This is a genomic window from Streptomyces sp. NPDC002602, assembly GCF_042889445.1.
Lineage (GTDB): Bacteria > Actinomycetota > Actinomycetes > Streptomycetales > Streptomycetaceae > Streptomyces.
The window spans coordinates 80,249-98,345 of the sequence record NZ_JBIAQX010000008.1; the positions used below are offsets into that span (position 1 = coordinate 80,249).

18 protein-coding genes are annotated in these 18,097 nt (G+C 72.3%); 4 read left to right on the plus strand and 14 right to left on the minus strand.

Going from position 1 to position 18,097, the window contains the following annotated elements; translation table 11 throughout:
- The 4 genes from ACFYW3_RS22220 to ACFYW3_RS22235 form a co-directional block, all read right to left on the minus strand.
- A complete protein-coding gene (locus ACFYW3_RS22220) occupies nt 1-1,251 on the minus strand; it encodes a ketosynthase chain-length factor (RefSeq protein WP_351758420.1) in 1,251 nt (416 codons plus the stop codon).
- On the minus strand, nt 1,248-2,519 hold the full coding sequence (locus tag ACFYW3_RS22225; RefSeq protein WP_351758423.1) for a beta-ketoacyl-[acyl-carrier-protein] synthase family protein: 1,272 nt from the start codon (nt 2,517-2,519) through the stop codon (nt 1,248-1,250). Before ACFYW3_RS22225 ends, ACFYW3_RS22220 begins: the two co-directional genes overlap by 4 nt.
- Nucleotides 2,516-2,962: a cupin domain-containing protein gene (locus ACFYW3_RS22230; protein WP_266953040.1), complete on the minus strand. Its 447-nt coding sequence runs from the start codon at nt 2,960-2,962 to the stop codon at nt 2,516-2,518. Before ACFYW3_RS22230 ends, ACFYW3_RS22225 begins: the two co-directional genes overlap by 4 nt.
- Before the next feature lie 134 nt (nt 2,963-3,096).
- Nucleotides 3,097-4,197, minus strand: coding sequence for a SchA/CurD-like domain-containing protein (locus tag ACFYW3_RS22235; protein ID WP_351758426.1), 1,101 nt, complete (start codon nt 4,195-4,197; stop codon nt 3,097-3,099).
- A gap of 295 nt (nt 4,198-4,492) precedes the next feature.
- Between ACFYW3_RS22235 and ACFYW3_RS22240 the strand changes: the two genes are divergently transcribed.
- Nucleotides 4,493-6,124 (plus strand): FAD-dependent monooxygenase, encoded by a 1,632-nt coding sequence (locus ACFYW3_RS22240; RefSeq protein WP_351758502.1) that lies wholly within the window; start codon nt 4,493-4,495, stop codon nt 6,122-6,124.
- 24 nt (nt 6,125-6,148) lie between these two features.
- Here the strand turns inward: ACFYW3_RS22240 and ACFYW3_RS22245 are convergent, their stop codons facing one another.
- Together ACFYW3_RS22245 and ACFYW3_RS22250 are read right to left on the minus strand one after the other, a co-directional pair.
- Nucleotides 6,149-6,340 carry an acyl-CoA carboxylase epsilon subunit gene (locus ACFYW3_RS22245; protein ID WP_389387062.1) on the minus strand — a complete coding sequence of 64 codons (192 nt, stop codon included), beginning with the start codon at nt 6,338-6,340 and terminating at the stop codon, nt 6,149-6,151.
- Nucleotides 6,341-6,527: 187 nt separating this feature from the next.
- Entirely contained in the window at nt 6,528-8,054 is a 1,527-nt protein-coding gene (locus ACFYW3_RS22250; RefSeq protein ID WP_389387063.1) for an MFS transporter, read from the minus strand.
- A 156-nt stretch (nt 8,055-8,210) separates the two neighbouring features.
- Between ACFYW3_RS22250 and ACFYW3_RS22255 the strand changes: the two genes are divergently transcribed.
- The 3 genes from ACFYW3_RS22255 to ACFYW3_RS22265 all read left to right on the plus strand — a co-directional run bounded on the left by ACFYW3_RS22255 (nt 8,211) and on the right by ACFYW3_RS22265 (nt 10,531).
- Nucleotides 8,211-9,347, plus strand: a complete 1,137-nt coding sequence (locus ACFYW3_RS22255; RefSeq protein WP_351758433.1) for an AI-2E family transporter — start codon at nt 8,211-8,213, stop codon at nt 9,345-9,347.
- 137 nt (nt 9,348-9,484) lie between these two features.
- Nucleotides 9,485-10,048, plus strand: coding sequence for a DoxX family protein (locus ACFYW3_RS22260; RefSeq protein ID WP_389387064.1), 564 nt, complete (start codon nt 9,485-9,487; stop codon nt 10,046-10,048).
- A 54-nt stretch (nt 10,049-10,102) separates the two neighbouring features.
- Nucleotides 10,103-10,531 carry a VOC family protein gene (locus tag ACFYW3_RS22265; RefSeq protein WP_351371092.1) on the plus strand — a complete coding sequence of 143 codons (429 nt, stop codon included), beginning with the start codon at nt 10,103-10,105 and terminating at the stop codon, nt 10,529-10,531.
- Between the two features lie 135 nt (nt 10,532-10,666).
- On the opposite strand, the gene ACFYW3_RS22270 is transcribed toward ACFYW3_RS22265, so the two are convergent.
- From ACFYW3_RS22270 to hypA, 8 genes are all read right to left on the minus strand, one after another.
- The gene (locus ACFYW3_RS22270) at nt 10,667-11,395 is read right to left on the minus strand and encodes a hypothetical protein (protein WP_389387065.1); all 729 of its coding nucleotides are present in this window, start codon (nt 11,393-11,395) and stop codon (nt 10,667-10,669) included.
- A 1-nt stretch (nt 11,396) separates the two neighbouring features.
- Entirely contained in the window at nt 11,397-11,768 is a 372-nt protein-coding gene (locus ACFYW3_RS22275; RefSeq protein ID WP_351758441.1) for a low affinity iron permease family protein, read from the minus strand.
- Nucleotides 11,769-11,820: 52 nt separating this feature from the next.
- A complete protein-coding gene (gene hypE / locus ACFYW3_RS22280; RefSeq protein WP_351758504.1) occupies nt 11,821-12,810 on the minus strand; it encodes a hydrogenase expression/formation protein HypE in 990 nt (329 codons plus the stop codon).
- Nucleotides 12,811-12,877: 67 nt separating this feature from the next.
- Entirely contained in the window at nt 12,878-14,032 is a 1,155-nt protein-coding gene (gene hypD, locus ACFYW3_RS22285; protein ID WP_351758444.1) for a hydrogenase formation protein HypD, read from the minus strand.
- Nucleotides 14,029-14,406 carry a HypC/HybG/HupF family hydrogenase formation chaperone gene (locus ACFYW3_RS22290; protein ID WP_351758447.1) on the minus strand — a complete coding sequence of 126 codons (378 nt, stop codon included), beginning with the start codon at nt 14,404-14,406 and terminating at the stop codon, nt 14,029-14,031. The genes hypD and ACFYW3_RS22290 overlap by 4 nt, the downstream gene beginning before the upstream one ends.
- Complete coding sequence (gene hypF, locus ACFYW3_RS22295) at nt 14,375-16,810, minus strand: carbamoyltransferase HypF (protein ID WP_389387066.1); 2,436 nt, start codon at nt 16,808-16,810, stop codon at nt 14,375-14,377. Before hypF ends, ACFYW3_RS22290 begins: the two co-directional genes overlap by 32 nt.
- On the minus strand, nt 16,810-17,646 hold the full coding sequence (gene hypB, locus ACFYW3_RS22300; protein WP_389387067.1) for a hydrogenase nickel incorporation protein HypB: 837 nt from the start codon (nt 17,644-17,646) through the stop codon (nt 16,810-16,812). The genes hypF and hypB overlap by 1 nt, the downstream gene beginning before the upstream one ends.
- Nucleotides 17,647-17,648: 2 nt before the next feature.
- A complete protein-coding gene (gene hypA / locus ACFYW3_RS22305) occupies nt 17,649-18,062 on the minus strand; it encodes a hydrogenase maturation nickel metallochaperone HypA (protein ID WP_389387068.1) in 414 nt (137 codons plus the stop codon).
- Between the last annotated feature and the right edge of the window lie 35 nt (nt 18,063-18,097).

The window sequence follows — 18,097 nt, forward strand, 5'->3', positions numbered from 1 at the left end:
CTACATGGCGGATTCCGGTCCTCTGCGCAGGACGAGGGCCGAGTTCGAGCCCATCTGGCCCCGGCTGAGCACGAGCGCGGTCCGCAACCGTGCGGTGCGCGCGCCACCGGTGACCACATCGAGGTCGTGGCAGACCTCGAAGACGTTCGGCGTCGGGGGGACGACGCCGTGTTCCAGTGCCATCACGGCCGCGGCCACGTCGAGGGTGCCGGCGGCGCAGTAGGCCCGCCCGATCCCGGTCTTGGGCGCCGTGACGGGCACCCGGCTCGCACGACCGCCCAGGGCATCGGTGATGGCCCACGCCTCGGCCGTGTCGGCCGCGGGGATCCCGAGGGCGTCGGCGAAGACCACGTCGATCTCCTCGGGGGCACAGTCCGCCTCGCGGAGGGCGCCGCGGATGGCGCGGGACAGGCCCTCGCCCGACTCCTCCCAGCGGTGCGGCCCGGTGAAGGTCGCGCAGTGGCCCGCCACGACGGCGCGGACGGTCGCACCGCGCCGCCGCGCGGACTCGGCGTCCTCGACGACGAACATCGCGCCGCCTTCGGCGGGCACGAAGCCCGACGCCTTCGCGGTGAAGGGGCGGTAGGCCCGCTCGGGGTCGTCGTCGGTGCTCAGACCCTCGTAGCCCAACTGGCAGACGACCGAGTAGGGGGCGAGCGGTGCCTCCGTCGCACCGACCAGCATCGCCCGGCTGCCCTGCCGGATGGCCCGGGCGGCATGGGCGAAGGCGTCCAGGCCGCCGGCCTCGTCCCCGCAGACCACGCCGCACGGGCCCTTGAGCCCGCGTCGGATGGAGATCTGTCCGGTGCTGGCGGCGTAGAACCAGGCGATCGACTGGTACGGGCCGACGTAGCGGGGGCCCTGCCCCCACAGCCGTTGCAGTTCTCGCTGCCCGAACTCGCCGCCGCCCGAACCGGCCGCCGTGACGACCCCGACCGAGAAGGCGTCGTCGGCGTAGTCGGCCTGGGCGAGCCGCGCGTCCTCCAGGGCGAGGTCGGCGGCGCCGAGCGCGTAGTGGCTGAACCGGTCGGTCTGTACGAGGAAGCGGTCCTCGACCAGGGTGCCCGGGTCGAAGCCCCGTACCTCCCCCGCGATGCGCAGCGGGAGGTGCTCGCAGCCCTGCCGGCTGACGCGGTCCAGGACGCTGTCGCCGGCCTGGGTCGCCTTCCAGAAGGCTTCGATCCCGATCCCGTTGGGCGCGACCACCCCGATGCCGGTGATGACCGAGGCTCCCTCGGAGCGACTGTTCACGCGCGCACCTCCTTCGGCTGGGTCATGACGACGGCGGACTGGAATCCGCCGAATCCGCTGCCGACGGAGAGCACGCTGCGCAGGGTGTGGCTGCGGGCCGTCTTCGGCACGTAGTCCAGGTCGCACTCCGGGTCGGGGGTCTCGTAGTTCGCCGTCGGCGGCACCACGTGATGGGTCATCGCGAGGACGCAGGCGGCGAGTTCGATGGCGCCGATGGCGCCGAGCGAGTGACCGACCATCGACTTGATGGAGGTCATCGGCGTCCGGTAGGCGTGGTCGCCGAGCACCCGCTTGACGGCGGCGGTCTCGTGCCGGTCGTTCTGCTTGGTCCCGGAGCCGTGCGCGTTGACGTAGTCGATCTCCGTGGCGTTGATCCGGGCCTGCCCGAGGGCGGTCTCTATGGACCGGGCCATCTCCAGCCCCTCGGTGGTGAGGCCGGTCATGTGGTGGGCGTTGCCGAAGGTGGCGTACCCGCCGATCTCGCAGTAGACGGTCGCGCCGCGGGCGCGGGCGTGCTCCAGCTCCTCCAGGACGAGGACGGCGCCGCCCTCGCCGAGGACGAACCCGTCGCGGTCGGCGTCGAACGGCCTGGACGCGTGGGCGGGGTCGTCGTTGTTCGGCGAGGTCGCCTTGATGGCGTCGAAGCACGCCACGGTGATCGGGGAGACGGGAGAGTCCGAGGCGCCGGCGACGCACACGTCCATCCGACCCTCCTGGATCGCGTGGACCGCGTATCCGATCGCGTCGAGCCCCGAGGTGCAGCCCGTCGAGACGGTCTGTACGGGTCCGCGGGCGCCCGTCTGTTCGGCGACGGCGGAAGCCAGCGTCGCGGGGGTGAACGCCCGGTGCAGGAAGGGCGAGGAGAGCCGGTGGTCGACGTCCCACCAGGCACCCTTGTCGCTGACGTCGACGTAGTCGTGCTCCAGGCGGGTGGTTCCGCCGACGGCGGTGCCCAGGGAGACCCCCGTGCGCCAGGCCTCGTCGGAGTCGAGGTGGAGGCCCGCGTCGGCCACCGCCTCGCGCGCCGCGACCAGGGCGAACTGGATGTACCGGTCGTGTCGCTCCGCCTCTCCGGGGGCGAACCCGTGGTCGGCGGGGTCGAAGTCGACCTCGGCGGCTATCCGGGAGCGGAACCCGGTCGGGTCGAAGAGGGTGATGCCCCGTGTCGCGGTCCGCCCGTTGGAGAGCAGGTCCCAGAAGGCACGGGTGCCGATGCCACCGGGGGCGACGACGCCGACCCCGGTCACGGCCACCCGTCGGCGGGTCATGCGACGACCTCCGAGTGCTCGGGTGGCCGCTGGTCCCACGCGGACTCGTGCGGGTGCGGGGCCTCTTCGGTGTCGACGTGGCCGAGTTCCGGCCGGGGGGCGAGCGGGCCCAGGTGGAAGACCATGCGGGCCTCGGTGTCGCCGACGTTGCGGAAACGGTGGCGCACGTTCAGCGGTACCAGCAGCCCCTGGTCGACGCGCAGCGGGTGGGCCTCCCCGTCGAGGTCGACCTCCAGGGCGCCGGCGACCACGTACACGAACTCCTCGGAGTACGGGTGGTAGTGCTCGGCGATCGACTCGCCCGGGGCCATCACGGCGAGCCCCATGAACCCGCTGGTCGAGCCGACCGAGGTCGGGGTGAGCACCGCTCTCAGGTCGCCTCCGCGCCTGCGGTTGGGCTGGGTCTCGCTGAGGTCGACGATGCGTGGGCGATGTGTGCTCATGACTGACTTCCTCCAGGCGTGCGGGTTGCCTCGACAGGGGCGCGGGGCGGGGTGGTGGTGGCTGTGGCCCGGGCGGGCCGCGGGTACCGGGCGGGTCCTCAGGACGGTTCGGGTCCTCAGGACCGTTCGGGTCCTCAGGGCCGTTCGGGTGCCCGGCGGTCGGTGACCGGGGTCATGGGGTGGGGTGCTGCCGGGCCGCCGGCCCCGGACGGCGCCGCGAGCAGCCGTTCGAGGGTCGCCTCGGCGCGCGGTCCTTCGATCTCGAAGGCGGCGGCGAGGTCGGCGCCCGCGGGGAGGGACACGTCGAGGAGGCGCACGACGATGTCGTCGCGCTGGAAGATGCTGCTGCTGCGGACCGGGCCGTCGGGCCGCGCCGCGGCCCGCTCGTCCTGCTGGGACAGGAACTCGGCGAGTTCCGCGCCGCGGCCTTCGCGTGCCGGGTAGAACAGCGCGTGCCGGGTCACGGGGGCGTCTTCGGCGCCGTGGTCGGCCACGTGGTGGACGGCCGGGAGCGCCGCCTTCATGAAGAACAGGCGGGCGGACTCGGGGTCGGCCAGGTCGCGGTCCTGTTCGAGGTACGGGTTGATGGCCTGTTCGACGGCGCGGACCTCCGGCTGCTCGGACACGTGGCGCAGGGCCGCCGTGAGGTCGCCTTCGACCTCGACGGCCCGGACCACCCGGTTGCCGTGCATGAACAGGGAGGTGCGGCACAGGCGGGTGTGCGCGTCGACCTCGGCCGCCGGGGAGTCGTAGGAGGACAGCAGGTCGGCGACGGCCTTCTCGCTGCCCGGCTTGACCGTGAAGGTCAGGGCGTGGCGGACGATCCCGGCGCCGAGGCGGGGCGCGGGCTGGAGCCGTACGGAGGGCGTCAGCTCGGGCCGGTCGTAGCGCTTGCCGGTCTCCCGCAGCACGGTGAACTTCAGCGGTCGCATGCTCCGGGCGCAGGCGCCGAGCGGCTTGACCTGTTCGGCGTGGTGCTCGCTGTTGACCCAGGCGAGGTACTGGGGCGCGCTCTCCCACTCACTGGTGATGAGCCATTGGGAGGGGTTCTCGAACGACTGGCACAGCTGGTCGCCGAGGTGCCCCGGAACCGAGGCGATGTCGTGGCGGAGCTGCTCGTAGGCGTCGAAGAACTGCTGCTGGACGCCTTCGTGCAGGTCCATCAGCAGGACGACCCGGAGCATGGATCCGTCGAAAGCCGATTGGGACACCCTCTCGGACAGGGCGGTTGTCATCTGCTCACTCCTTCGTGAGGGGTCTCGGTCGTGGGACGTGGTCGCCGGGAACGTGTTCCCGGGGGCGCCGCGTCCGCTGCGGCGGTCGGAACGGTCCGGGCCGCTTCCCTCTTTGCCAGGGTGGACAAAAGAGGGCATATGCGTGGATCCGCTGTCGCTCATCGTCATCCAGCAGGGGGCAGAACGCCAGATCTCGGGATCGTCCGGGTGAGAAGTGATGAATCGCCCGGGTCCGCCGGCTGATCGGGGCATAAGAAAGTGCACCGCCCCGCACAGAAACAGGAGCCCTCAGTTGATCGAAGACAAAGTCGACGTCCGTGTACCGGTCCTTGTGGTGGGCGGCTCACTCGTGGGCCTGTCCACCTCCCTGTTCCTGAGCCGTCACGGCGTCAGGCACATGGTGGTCGAGAAGCACGCCGGTACGTCCGTCCATCCGCGCGGCCGTGGCATCAACGCACGCACCATGGAGCTGTTCCGAACGGCGCGGGCCGAGCCGGCGATCCGCAGCGCGGCGGCCGCGCTGGAGGAGAATCACGGAATCCTGCAAGCCCAGTCCCTGGTCGGGGGCGAGTTCAACTGGCTGATCAAGGGCGTGGACCCGTCCAAGGCGCTCGCCCGGCTCAGCCCCACCGGCTGGTGCCTGTGCAGCCAGAACAACATCGAGCCGGAGCTGGCCAAGCAGAGCCGCGCACAGGGCGCGGACGTGCGGTTCTCCACCGAGCTGATGAGCTTCGACCAGGACGAGGAAGGCGTCACCGCCGTGGTGAAGGACCGGGAGACGGGCGAGCACCTCACGGTGCGCGCCGACTTCCTCATCGCGGCGGACGGCCCGCGCAGTCCCGTTCGGGAGGCGCTGCGCATCCCCCAGACGGGCAGCGGTGAACTGTTCCACAACGTGAGCATCACGTTCCGTTCCGAGCAGCTCGTCGAGGTCCTCGGGGACGTCCGGTTCATCGTCTGCTACCTGATGCGCCCGGGCGCTGACGGGGCGCTGCTGCCGGTCGACAACGAGACCCAGTGGGTCTTCCACGCCCCCTGGCACCCCGAGAACGGGGAGACGCTGGAGGACTTCACGGACGAGCGCTGCGCGCGGCAGATCCGCGCGGCGGTCGGCGTGCCCGACCTGGACGTGGAGATCGGCGGCCGGGCGCCCTGGCACGCGGCCGAACGGGTGGCGGAGTGGTACTCGTCGGGCCGGGCCTTCCTGGTCGGCGACGCGGCCCACGAGATGTCCCCGACCGGGGCGTTCGGTTCGAACACCGGCATCCAGGACGCGCACAACCTCGCCTGGAAGATCGCGGCGGTGCTCCAGGGGGCGGCCGGCCAGGAGCTGCTCGACACGTACGAGGCCGAGCGGCTGCCCGTGGCCCGGGCCACGAGCCTGCGGGCCTCGGCGCGTTCCGCGGAGCACAGTCACCCGGGGTACACCCCGCCGCCGACCATGGGCGGGGGTCCCGGCAGCGGGGTCCTCACCACGGCCATGGGGTACTGCTACCCGCAGGGCGCGGTCGTCGGCGGTGACCCGGACCGGCCGATCATCCCCGAGGCATTGCGCCTGAAGGGTGATGTGGGCACCAGGGCGCCGCACATGTGGGTGACCAGGTCCGGGGAGCGCATCTCGCTGCTCGACCTGTACGAGCGGTCCTTCGTGCTGCTGAGCGCGGCGGGAACCCCGTGGCGGGCGGCGGCGGCGCAGGTGGCCGAGCAGTTGTCGGCGCGTCTGGACGGGTTCACGATCGGCTCCGCGTCCGACGCCGACCTGGTCCAGCCGGGTGACGCCGACTGGACGGAGGTCCACGAGATCGGCGCCGGGGGCGCGGTGCTCGTGCGGCCGGACGGGTTCGTGGCCTGGCGCTGCGAGGACGCGGTGACCGACCCCCAGGAGGCCCTCCTGGCGGCCATGATGGCCGTCCTCAGGCGGGACTGAGGTTCGTGCGGCCTGCCGGGTTCGTCACCGGCAGGCCCAGCACCCCGCCCAGCATCCATGGCCTGCGGGGCGCGGATGCGGGCGGTGGCGTCTGTTCTCCTGGGGGCGGTTCGTCGCCAGGGACAGGCGCCCGGCGAGGCAGGCGACCACGACGGCTATCGCGGCCAGTTCCTCGGGTTCGGCGGAGCCTCGGTGGACGCGCAGCAGACTGGACACGGAAGTTTCTTCCGGCATCGGCATGCCCTCCCGTCAGGAGAGTTCGCCCTTCGGGGCACCAGGCCCCCTGATGCCGACGACGCTACGAGCACGGCGCGGACCTGTCGTGTTCGAAGGACTTGTCCACAGCCGTCCGGGTCACGCCCGGGCCGTGCGCCGGGGCGTGGGCTCCCGGCCGGGGACGGCGTCACCCGAGCGGGGTGCGGCTCTCCGCACGGTCCGTCGCCCGCGGCCCGCCGTCGGCGGCGTCCTGTGCCCCGGTGGTACGGGCGGACAGGGGGGTGGCGATCGATTCGAGGGACTTGCCCTCGGCCGCCACCGCGAAGAAGACCGCGACCAGGCCGGCCGCCACCATCAGCGAGGCCCCGATGCAGAACGCGAGCACGGCGTCGGCGACCACGCCGCTGGAGGTGAGGTCCGCGAAGACCAGCGGACCGGAGATCCCTCCGGCGGCGGTGCCCACCGCGTAGAAGAAGGCGATCGCCATCGCCCGCGTCTCCATCGGGAAGATCTCGCTGACGGTCAGGTACGCCGAACTCGCCCCGGCGGAGGCGAAGAACAGCACCACGCACCAGCAGGCGGTCATCGTGAAGGCCGTGAGCATGCCGGCCCCGAAGAGCCAGGCGGTGCCGAAGAGCAACAGGCCGGACAGGACGTAGGTGCCCGCGATCATCGGCCGGCGGCCGATCGTGTCGAAGAACCGGCCCAGGAACAGCGGTCCGAGGAAGTTGCCGAAGGCGATGACGGCGAAGTAGTAGCCGGTGACCGAGGTGGAGACGTCGAAGAACCGGGCCAGGATGGTGCCGAAGCCGAACGTGATCGCGTTGTAGAGGAACGCCTGCCCGACGAAGAGGGACAGGCCGAGCACGGCCCGCCGCGGGTAGGACCGGAAGACGGTCCTCGCGATCTCCCCGAATCCGATGCTGCCGCGCTGCTCGATCGTGATGGCCTCCCCCGGTTCGGGGAGCGGGGCGCCCTTCTCTCGCTCCACCCGGCGTTCGACGTCGGCGACGAGTTTCTCCGCCTCCTCGCCCTGACCGTGGATGAACATCCACCGGGGGCTTTCGGGCACGTGCCGGCGGACGAGCAGGATCACCAGGCCGAGGACGACGCCGAGCGCGAACGTGAGCCGCCAGCCGAGCCAGGCCGGGAAGACGTCGGTGTCGAGCGCGAGGACGGACAGCAGTGCGCCGGCGACCGCGCCGAGCCAGAAGCTGCCGTTGATGATGAGGTCGACGCGGCCGCGGTACTTGCTGGGGATCAGCTCGTCGATCGCGGAGTTGATGGCCGCGTACTCGCCTCCGATGCCGAAACCGGTGAGGAACCGGAAGACGAAGAACCACCAGGGCGAGAAGGACACGGCGGTGAGCGCGGTCGCCGCCAGGTAGACGCCGAGGGTGATCAGGAAGAGCTTCTTGCGGCCGAACAGGTCGGTGAGGCGTCCGAAGAACAGCGCCCCGGCACAGGCCCCGGCCACGTACAGGGCCGCCGCGACACCGGTGACCTGGGCGTCCGTGATGCTGAGCCCGCTGCCGTCCTCGGAGAGCCGACCGGCGATGTTGCCGACGATCGTGACTTCCAGGCCGTCGAGGATCCACACGGTTCCCAGCCCGATCACGATCATCCAGTGCCACCGCGACCACGGCAGCCGGTCCAATCGCGCGGGGACGCTCGTCGTGATCGTCCCCTGGTTCCCACCCGTGAGCTCAGCCATGACGCACCGTCTGCCCGACCTCCCTCCCGGACAAACGCGGGCGGGTGAAACGGGGGTATCCGGCGGTTCGTTCGGGCGAATGTGGCGGCGAGCCCGCGGGGGCCGCGGCGTGCCGTGGAACGAGTCGAGGAACACTTCCGGAGGTGGGGCACTGCCATGACCAGGCGATCCGCGGCGCGGTCGGCACCCCGGCCGGCCCGCCCGCGCGCGACCGGCCGCCCCCGCCGTCCGCGACCTCCGCTCACGGCGGGCACGCCCCACGTCTCCCCGCTGCTGCGCACGGTCGCCGCGTACTCCTGGCGGCTGCTGGCCGTGGGGGCCGTGACGTACGCGGTGTTCGTGGTCCTGGGCCGGTTCCACGAGGTCGGCGTGGCCGTCTTCCTCGGGCTCGTGGTCACCGCGGTCCTCCGTCCCCTGACGGGTCTCCTGGCCCGGTGGATGCCCCGCCCGCTCGCCGTCGCGTGCGCCCTGATCGGCAGCATCCTGCTGCTGCTCGGCGCTTTCGCGTTCGTCGGCGAGACGATCGCCTCCGAGTGGACCAACCTGCTCGCGGAGTTCAAGGACGGCCTGGGTCGGATCCAGCGTTGGCTGGAGCAGCCGCCGCTGCGGCTGGACCCCCACGCGCTGGACGACTTGCAGGCACGCATCACCTCCTACCTGTCGAGCCACCGGTCGACCCTGCTCAGTACCGCGGTCAGTGGCGCCGGCCGGCTCGTGGAGATCTTCACCGTGATCGCCCTGGCGCTGTTCTGCTCGGTCTTCTTCATCCACTCGGGCGATCGGCAGTGGGCCTGGTTCTGCACCCAGCTCCCGCCGACCGCCGCGGACCGGGTGGCGACCGCCGGCCGGGCGGCGTGGCGGACGTTCACCGGATACACGCACGGCATCCTGCTCGTCGCCGGGACGAACGCGATCCTCGTCGGTGTCGCGCTGTTCGCGTTGGGGGTGCCGCTCGCCGTACCGCTCGCGTTGTTGGAGTTCTTCGCCGCGTTCATCCCGCTGATCGGATCCCCCGTCGCCCTCGCGGTGGCCGCCGTCATCGCCCTGGCCGCGAAGGGGCCGCTGGTGGCGTGCCTGGTGGTCGTGCTGATCGTGGTCATCGGGCAGATCGAGGGCCATCTGCTGCATCCGCTCGTGATGAGTTGGGCGGTGCGGCTGCATCCTGTGGTCGTGGCCCTGTCGGTGGTGGCCGGCGCCATCGCCGCGGGCGTCGTCGGCGCCGTGGTCGCGGTGCCGCTGGTGTCGGTGGCCTGGGCCGTCAGGCAGTCGCTGCGTCCATCCGCCCCCGTGTGACGCGCGGGGCCGGGGGCCCCTTCCGGCGTACGCATCGGATGCGCGGGCCGCGCGCCCCCGTCAAGCTGGGACCCGGCACGACCGACCCCCGAACGCTCCCCCGCTCACCGTCACGCCCACGGAAAGGGCCCGGCCTCATGGACATCCACCGGCGCAAGGACCTCGGACTGCTCGCCCTGAGACTGGGGGCGGGCGGCGTGCTGATGGCACACGGCACGCAGAAGCTCTTCGGCTGGTTCGGCGGTGGCGGCCTCGACGGCACCGCGAAGGCGATGGAGCACATGGGCTTCGCCCCCGGCCGGCCGAGCGCGCTCGCGGCGGGACTCGGCGAGGCGGGCGGTGGGGCCCTGTTGGCGCTCGGGCTCGCGACCCCGGCGGCGGGCGCCGCCGCGGCGGGCGCGATGGCGGGCGCCGTGTCGGTGCACGCGCCGGCGGGGTTCTTCGCGCAGGGCGGGGGCTTCGAGTACCCGGCCTTCCTCGGCTACGTGGCGGCCGGACTGGGACTCGCCGGGCCGGGCCGCTACTCCGTCGACCACTTCACCCGGCACCGGCTGGACCGACCCGCCGTGCTGGTCGTGGCGTTCGCGCTCAGCGCGGCCGCGGCGACCGTCGTCGTCGGTCGCCGCAACGCCGCCCTGGCAGCGGCGGCGGCCCCCGACTCCACCTCGGGCGGTGATCCCCTCTCGGGCGTCGACGCCTGAGGCTCTGCCGCAACCGATCTCGGGGTCGAGAGTGGCCCCTGCTACGGTGCGCCGATGTCAGCGATCAAGAAGTTCCAAGTCACCTTCGACTGTGCGGAACCAGAGCGCCTCGCTCGCTTCTGGTGCGAGGTACTGGGGTACGTCATCCCGGCGCCCCCGGAGGGGTTCGCCACCTGGGACGAGTACAAGGGCTCGCAGCCGCCCGAGCAGCGGGACGCGTGGTTCGCCTGCGTTGATCCCTCGGGCGTGGGCCCGCGGTTGTACTTCCAGCGGGTACCCGAAGGGAAGGCCGCCAAGAACCGGCTGCACCTCGATGTACGGGTCGGTACCGGACTGGTGGGTGAAGAGCGCCTCGCCGCGCTCGAAGCCGAGCGCGCACGATTGGTCCCGCTCGGCGCGGTACACGTGCGGACGCTGTACGACGGCACTGATTCGTGCATCCCGATGCTGGACATCGAGGACAACGAGTTCTGTATCGACTGAGCGTTCCCCGAGTCTGGGGGTGGCCGCCGTCGGGGACGATCGTGGTGTCTTCGACGGCGGCTTCGGCTCCGGACTCCTCCCGGCCGGCGGATGCGCCTCACCGCCGCCGGGGCGCACCGCCGGGCCCGCCGGGTGTCACAGGCCCAGTGCGGCGAAGGCCGTGTCCAGGAATCCGTCCGGCAGACCCGCCCCGGACCAGGTCCAGCCGGGTGGGCTCACCGCCTCGGCGGCTTCCTCCACAGCCGTTCCCGCGCCCGCCGGATCGTGGGGCAGGCCCAGGGCGACCACCGCCCAGGACGTCAGGGCTTCGATCTCCAGGTACTGCCACCACTCGGCGTCATCCCATCCCCGGCGTTCGGTGGCGTTGTTCGTCCAGGCCGTGCGGAAGAGCAGTGCGAGCGTGGCGCGCGGCTGCGCCGAGGAGGCCTCGACGGCGTGCCGCACGGTCCGCAGGTGTTCCAACTCCGCGGCCCACGGATGTGTCGAGAAGAACTCCAGGTTCTGGCGAAGCGTGGGCCGGAACGCTCGTCCTCGGCCGTGGTTCCAGTGCTCGGCGGGTGTCCACAGGCCGCCGGGGCCGTTGCCCAGCCCCGCGGCCCGGGCGTCTGCCGCGACATCGCCGAGGACCGCGTCACGCCATCCGAGCCCGTACGTCCTGCGGGCGGCGACGATCGCGTGGATCTGCCCGTCGGTGGCCGGCGCGTCGAGGAGTTCGTCGTCGCAGCCGTCCCACGGCGCTGCGAGCGCCGAGGTCACCGCCTCCCCGCACCGTGCGTGCAGGTCACCCACCGGTACGCGGGTCCAGGGCAACAGCGCCAGATGGGTCCTGTCCCACAGTTCCCGCACGGGTATGTCCGCCGACATGTCACTGACGCTCCTCGATCCCGATCGCCTTCTCCAGCTCCTCGTGCGCCGAGCCGGCCTTGCCCGAGTGCTGTTCCAGCAGCGCGGCGGCGATGGCGTCGAGCTTGCGCTGGATGGCGTGCTCGGCCCGCCGTTCGGAGTTCTTCAGCAGGGCCAGCAGGAGCAGGGCGACGGAGGCCACGGCGTCGCCCGCGAGGTGCTGCCAGCTCGTGGACAGGTGGAGGGCGTGCACGACCACGACGTTGACCACCAGGGCCACGCACACCACGAAGAAGGCCGCCGAGCTCGTGAAGTTGGAGGCAAGCTCGGCCAGCTTCTCGAAAGGACCGACGTGGCCGTCCTCGTTCTTCTCGGCGGGATGTTCGAAAGTCATGTCGAACATCATCCCTTCTTCCGGCGCTACGGGAGACCGGGCGCCCCGCGGATCAGCAGATCCGTGGCAGTTGCTCCCCGAGCGGCAGGTCCACCACGCGCGTCCCGCCCAGACCCGTGCGGGCGACGACGAGACCGGGGTGGGCCTCCACCGCCTCCCCGATCACCGCGGCGTGGCGTCCCAGCGGGTGGGCGCGCATCGCGTCGAGGACCGCGTCGGCGTGCTCGCGCGGTACGAACGCCACCAGCTTCCCCTCGTTCGCCACGTACAGGGGGTCGAGGCCGAGGATCGCGCAGGCGTTCGCGACGGGGTCCGGGATCGGGACCTTGCCCTCCTGGATGACCACACCGGTCCCGGAGGCTGCCGCGATCTCGTTGAGGGCGGCCGCGACCCCGCCCCGGGTGGGGTCGCGGAGCACGTGCAGGTCGGGGGTGACCGCGAGCATGGCCTCGACGAGGCCGCCGAGCGCCGCGCAGTCGCTCTCGATGTCCACCCCGAATTCCAGGCCCTCGCGCACGCTCATGACGGCCACGCCGTGCAGTCCGATCTCACCGCTGACGATGACCACGTCGCCGGGCACGACGCGCTGTGCGCGCAGGTCCACGCCGTCCGGGACGAGGCCGATGCCGGCCGTGTTCACGTAGACGCCGTCGCCGCGGCCCGACTCGACGACCTTGGTGTCACCCGTCGCGATCTCCACGCCGGCGGCGCGGGCGGCCACGCCCATGGAGCGCGCCACCCGGGCCACCACGGACATCTCGACGCCTTCTTCGAGGATGAACCCGCAGGACAGGTACGCGGCGCGGGCACCGGCCATCGCCAGGTCGTTGACGGTGCCGTTGACGGCGAGGTCGCCGATGTCGCCGCCGGGGAAGAACAGCGGCCGGACCACGTACGAGTCGGTGGAGAAGGCCAGTCGGGCGCCGCCGAGGGTGACCGCGGCGGCGTCGCCCATCTGGGCCAGCACCTCGCCGCCGAACGCCGGGGCGAAGAGGTGTCGCACCAGTTCGGCGGAGAGCGCGCCGCCTCCGCCGTGGCCCATCACCACGCGGGGGCGGTCCCGCAGGGGGGCCGGGCAGGTCCAGCCGGTGACGTCGAGGGTGGTGGTCTCAGGCAACGGGGCTCGCCTCCAGCGGTGTGGTCCGTGCGATGGGGTCGGCGGCGCGGACCGGGGTGAGGTCGAGCCTGCGGTAGAGGTAGTACGCGGCGCAGGCGCCCTCGCTGGACACCATGGTGGCGCCGAGGGGGTTGCGCGGCGTACAGGTGGTGCCGAAGGCCTCGCACTGGTTCGGCTTGATGAGGCCTTGGAGGACCTCGCCGCTGCGGCATTCCGCGGGCTCGCGGGTGGTGATGCCGGTGACGGAGAAGCGGTGTTCGGCGTCGTGGTCCCGGTAGCGTTCGGAGAGCCGCCAGCCGCTGTCGGGGATGACGCCGATGCCGCGCCAGGCGCGGTCGGTGACCTCGAAGACGTCCTCCAGCATGGCGATGGCCGCCGGGTTGCCCTCGGGGCGGACGGCGCGCGCGTAGGCGTTGTCCACGGTGTGCTCGCCGCGTTCGAGCTGGCGCACGGCACGCCGTACGCCTTCGAGGATGTCCAGCGGCTCGAAGCCCGTCACCACGATCGGGACCCGGTGCCGGGCGGCCAGCTCCGGGTACTCCCCCATGCCCATGACGCTGCACACGTGCCCGGCGGCCAGGAAGGCCTGGACGCGGCAGCTCGGCGACTGCATGATCGCCTCGATGGCCGGGGGGACGCGCACGTGGGAGACGAGCAGGCTGAAGTTGCGGATGCCGAGCTTCCGGGCCTGGTGGACCGTCATGGCGTTGGGCGGGGCGGTGGTCTCGAAGCCGATCCCGAAGAAGACGACCTCCTTGGCCGGGTTCTGCCGGGCGATCTTCAGGGCGTCGAGCGGGGAGTAGACGACGCGTACGTCGCCGCCCTCGCTGCGGACCTGGAAGAGGTCGCGGCCGGTCCCGGGGACGCGGAGCATGTCCCCGAACGAGCAGAAGATCACGTCGGGCCGGGAGGCGATCTCCAGGGCCTTGTCGATGACCTCCAGTGGGGTGACGCACACCGGACAGCCGGGGCCGTGGATCAACTCGACCTGTTCGGGGAGGAGTTGATCGATGCCATGCCTGATGATGGTGTGGGTCTGCCCTCCGCACACCTCCATCAGCGCCCAGGGGCGGGTGACGGTGGCGTGGATGTCGTCCAGGAGCCGGCGGGCGAGCTCGGGGTCCTGGAACTCCTCGATGTACTTCACTGCTGCCGCGCCTCCTGTGATACGTGCCCGCCGTCGACCGGTCCCACGACCGCCGGGTCGGCGACGGCGTCCGACTCGTCGTCCTCGAACGGCCAGGGCGCTCCGCCCGCCTCCGCCGCCTGCTCCCAGGGGTCCCCGAACTCCTCTTGCAGCATGCCGAGTTGGGCGAAGAGTTCCAGGGTCTGCCTGGCCGACTCCTCGTCCAGGCGCTGGAGCGCGAAGCCGACGTGGACGATGGCGTACTCGCCCACCTGGAGGTCCGGCAGGTACTCCAGGCACACTTCCTTGACCACTCCGCCGAAGTCGACGGTGGCCATGCGGGTGCCGTTCTCCTCCGCGATCTCAACCACTCTGCCGGGTACCGCCAGGCACATGGGCTTCTCCTCGCTGTGGGTGTTCGGTGGTGCGGGCCGCCGCCACCATGAGTTGCCCGAGCGCCAGTCCCCCGTCGTTCGGGGGCACTCGGTGGTGACGCAGTACCGTGAAGCCGCGCCCCCTCAGGGCCTCGGCGCAGGCCGAGGAGAGGAGGGTGTTGGCGAACACCCCGCCCGTGAGGGCGACGGTGTCCAGGCCGTGCCGCTCCCGGGCGGCGACGCAGACCTCGGTCACCAGGTCCGTGACGGCGCGGTGGAAGCGCGCGCCGATCAGCGACGCCGACGTCCCCGCACGCACGTCGGCCACCACGGCCGCGAGCACGGGCCCCGGGTCGACGGTCATCGGAGGATCGGGGTGGACGGCGGCATCGGGAACGGTCCCGGTCCCGGCCACGGCGGGCCGCAGGACGAAGGAGTACCCCTCGTGCGCCTTTCCGGGTGCGCCGCCGGCTTCCCGGGCCGTGCGCGCCGCGGCCTCCAGCTCGATCGCCGCCTGGGCCTCGTAGCCCGCGTGGTGGCAGATGCCCGCCAGCGAGGAGACGGCGTCGAAGAGCCGACCCATGGAAGAGGTCGGCACGCAGTTGAGGTCGGCACGCAACTGGGCTTCCAGTACGCGCAGTTCATCCGGAGGGCAGACCGCCACGCACGGCAGGTCCGGCGACCTGTCGAGTCCCGCCGCCCGAAGATGGGACAGCGCCATGCGGTACGGGCGTCGCACGGCGGCGTCACCACCGGGCAGCGGGACGTACGCGAGGTGCGCGAACCGGGTGTGACCCGCGTAGCCGGCGAGGAGGAACTCCCCGCCCCACACGGCCCCGTCGTCGCCGTGGCCCGTACCGTCGAACGCGACGCCGATCACCCGGCGGTCCGCGCCCAGACCGTGCTCGGCCATGGCGGCGGCGACGTGCGCGTGGTGGTGCTGGACGCCGATCACGGGCCGGTCCGCGGCGTTGCGGACGGCCCAGAGCGCCGAGCGGTAGCCGGGGTGCCGGTCGGCCGCGAGCAGGGCGGGGGCGACGCCGGTGATGCCTTCCAGTTGGCGCACCGCGCCGGCGAAGGCGTTCTGCGTGGCGAGGTCGTCCATGTCGCCGATGTGGGCGGACAGCCAGGCCCGCCGGCCCTCGCCGAGGCAGAAGGTGTTCTTCAGGTCTCCCCCGACGGCCAGCGTCGCGGGCACCGGGAACGGGAGGTCCAGGGGCAGGGGTGCGTGGCCGCGCGAGCGCCGCACGATCAGCGGCTCCCCGTCCAGGACCCGGATCACCGAGTCGTCGCAGGGGACGTGGATGGGACGGTCGTGCGTGAGCCAGGCGTCGGCCAACCGGCCGAGCCGTTCCAGGGCCTCGGCGTCGTCGGTCACGATCGGTTCGCCGGCCAGGTTGCCGCTGGTCATGACGAGCAGGCGGGGCCCGGGAGGGTCGCCGGGCAGCCCGAGCAGAAGGTGGTGCAGCGGTGTGTACGGGAGCATCACGCCGAGGTCCGGATTGCCCGGGGCGACCCCCACCAGTTCGGCGGCGGCGGCGCGACGGCGCAGCAACACGATGGGGCGTACGGCCCCGGTGAGCAGGCTCCGTTCCCGTGGACCGATGTGGACGTGGGGTTCGACGTCGGCGAGGTCGCGGGCCATCAGGGCGAAGGGCTTGTCGCCCCGGCCCTTGCGGCGGCGCAGTTCCGCCACCGCCGCGGGTCGCGCCGCGTCGCAGGCGAGGTGGTATCCGCCGAGGCCCTTGACCGCGAGGATCGCCCCGCCGGCCAGGAGCCGGCGCGCCGCGGCCACCGGATCCCCGGCCGCGGGTTCGCCTGCCGCCTGCTCCCGGGGCGGTGAGCCGACGAGGAGCCTCAACCGGGGGCCGCAGGCCGGGCAGGCGACCGGCTGGGCGTGGAAGCGGCGGTCGGCGGGGTCGGTGTACTCCCGGGCGCAGTCCGGGCACATCGGGAAGCGGGCCATCGTGGTGTGGGCACGGTCGTACGGCAGGCCGGTGACGATGGTGAACCGGGGCCCGCAGTGCGTGCAGGTGATGAAGGGGTGGCGGTGTCGTCGGTCGGCCGGATCGACCAGCTCCGCGAGGCAGTCCGCGCAGGTCGCCACGTCGGGCGAGACCAGCGTGCGGGCGGGACCGCCGCCCCTGGAGGCGACGATGGTGAAGCCGGTGCCGCCCGCGACGGGTACCTCGCAGTGGTCGACGGCGTCCACGACGGCCAACGGCGGGGCGCAGGCGGCGAGCCGCTCACAGAACTCCGAGACCGCCGCCGAGGCGCCCTCGACCTCGGCGACGACGCCTTCGGGGGTGTTGGTGACGTGCCCGGCCAGGCCGAGGGCGATGGCCCGGGTGTAGACGTACGGGCGGAATCCGACGCCCTGGACCACGCCCCGGACGGTGACCCGGCGCCGTTGCACCGCCTCCATCAGCGGGTCTGCGTCGCTGCCGCGTCGGCACGCCGATGCGGACGCACGTGACCGTGGTCGTGGTCGTGGCTGTGATCGGCCCCGTGGTCGTGGTCGTGGTCGTGACCGTGGTCGTGCGCCCCGTGGTGGTGGTCGAGGTGTCCGTCGACCCGCCCCGCCATGACCGGTGCGTGGACCGTCGCGCCCGCCCCGACGGCCAAGGCGCGGTCCAGCAGGAGGCCGACGCCCTCGTCCGCGCGGGCGGACGTGAGGACCACCTCGACGCCCGGGTTGACCTGCTGTACGTGGGCGCGGAAGGCGTCCTCGTCGAACTCGACGGCCTTGGCGATGTCGGTCTTGGTGACGATCACGAGGTGGGCGAGCCCGAAGGCGGTGGGGTACTTGAGCGGCTTGTCCTCGCCCTCGGTCACGGAGGCGAGGACGACCCTCAGGGACTCCCCGAGGTCGTAGGAGGCAGGGCAGACCAGATTGCCGACGTTCTCCACGAAGAGCAGCCGGGTGTCGTCGGGCATCCAGCCGTCCAGGTGCCGGCTCAGCATCCCGGCTTCCAGGTGGCACAGCCCGTCGGTGAGCACCTGCTTGACGGGAACGCCGGAACGGGCCAGCCGTACCGCGTCGTTCTCGGTGGCGAGGTCGGCGGTGAGGGCGGCGACGGCCACTCCCCGCTCACGGGCGAGCAGCAGCTCGCGCTCCAGCAACGCCGTCTTGCCGCTGCCCGGGCTGGAGAGCAGGTTGACGACCGTGGTGCCGCGGGCGGCGAGTTCGGCGCGCAGGGTCCGGGCGGCTTCGTCGTTCTTGGCCAGCACCGCCTGCTTGAGGTCGACGACTCGGCACATGTTCAGCGCTCCTCGGGGATCGGTTGGCGGTGGCGCGCGGGGGCGGGGTCGGGGTCGGGGGCGGGGCAGTCCTCCCAGTTCACGGAGAGGATCCGCAGCTCACGGCCGGCGGTGAGTTCCACGTCGGTGGCCTTGCCGCATCCGGGGCAACAGAGTTCGGGCGGCATGCCGACCGCCCAGTCGTCCGTACAGGAGTGGCAGCGCGCGCGGGCCGCCACGGGCTCGGTGACGAGTGCGGCGCCCTCCAGAACCGTTCCGGCACAGGCCAGTTCGAAACAGAAGGCGAGTGCGTCGGGTACCACGCCGGCCAGCTCGCCGACTTCGAGGCGGACCGAGGTCACCACGCGCGCCCCGCCGGCCTGGGCTGCTTCTTCCACCTGGCTCACCACGGCCATGGCGATCGACATCTCGTGCATCGGGGCTCCGTCCTGCCGGGGCTCATTAGACCGGC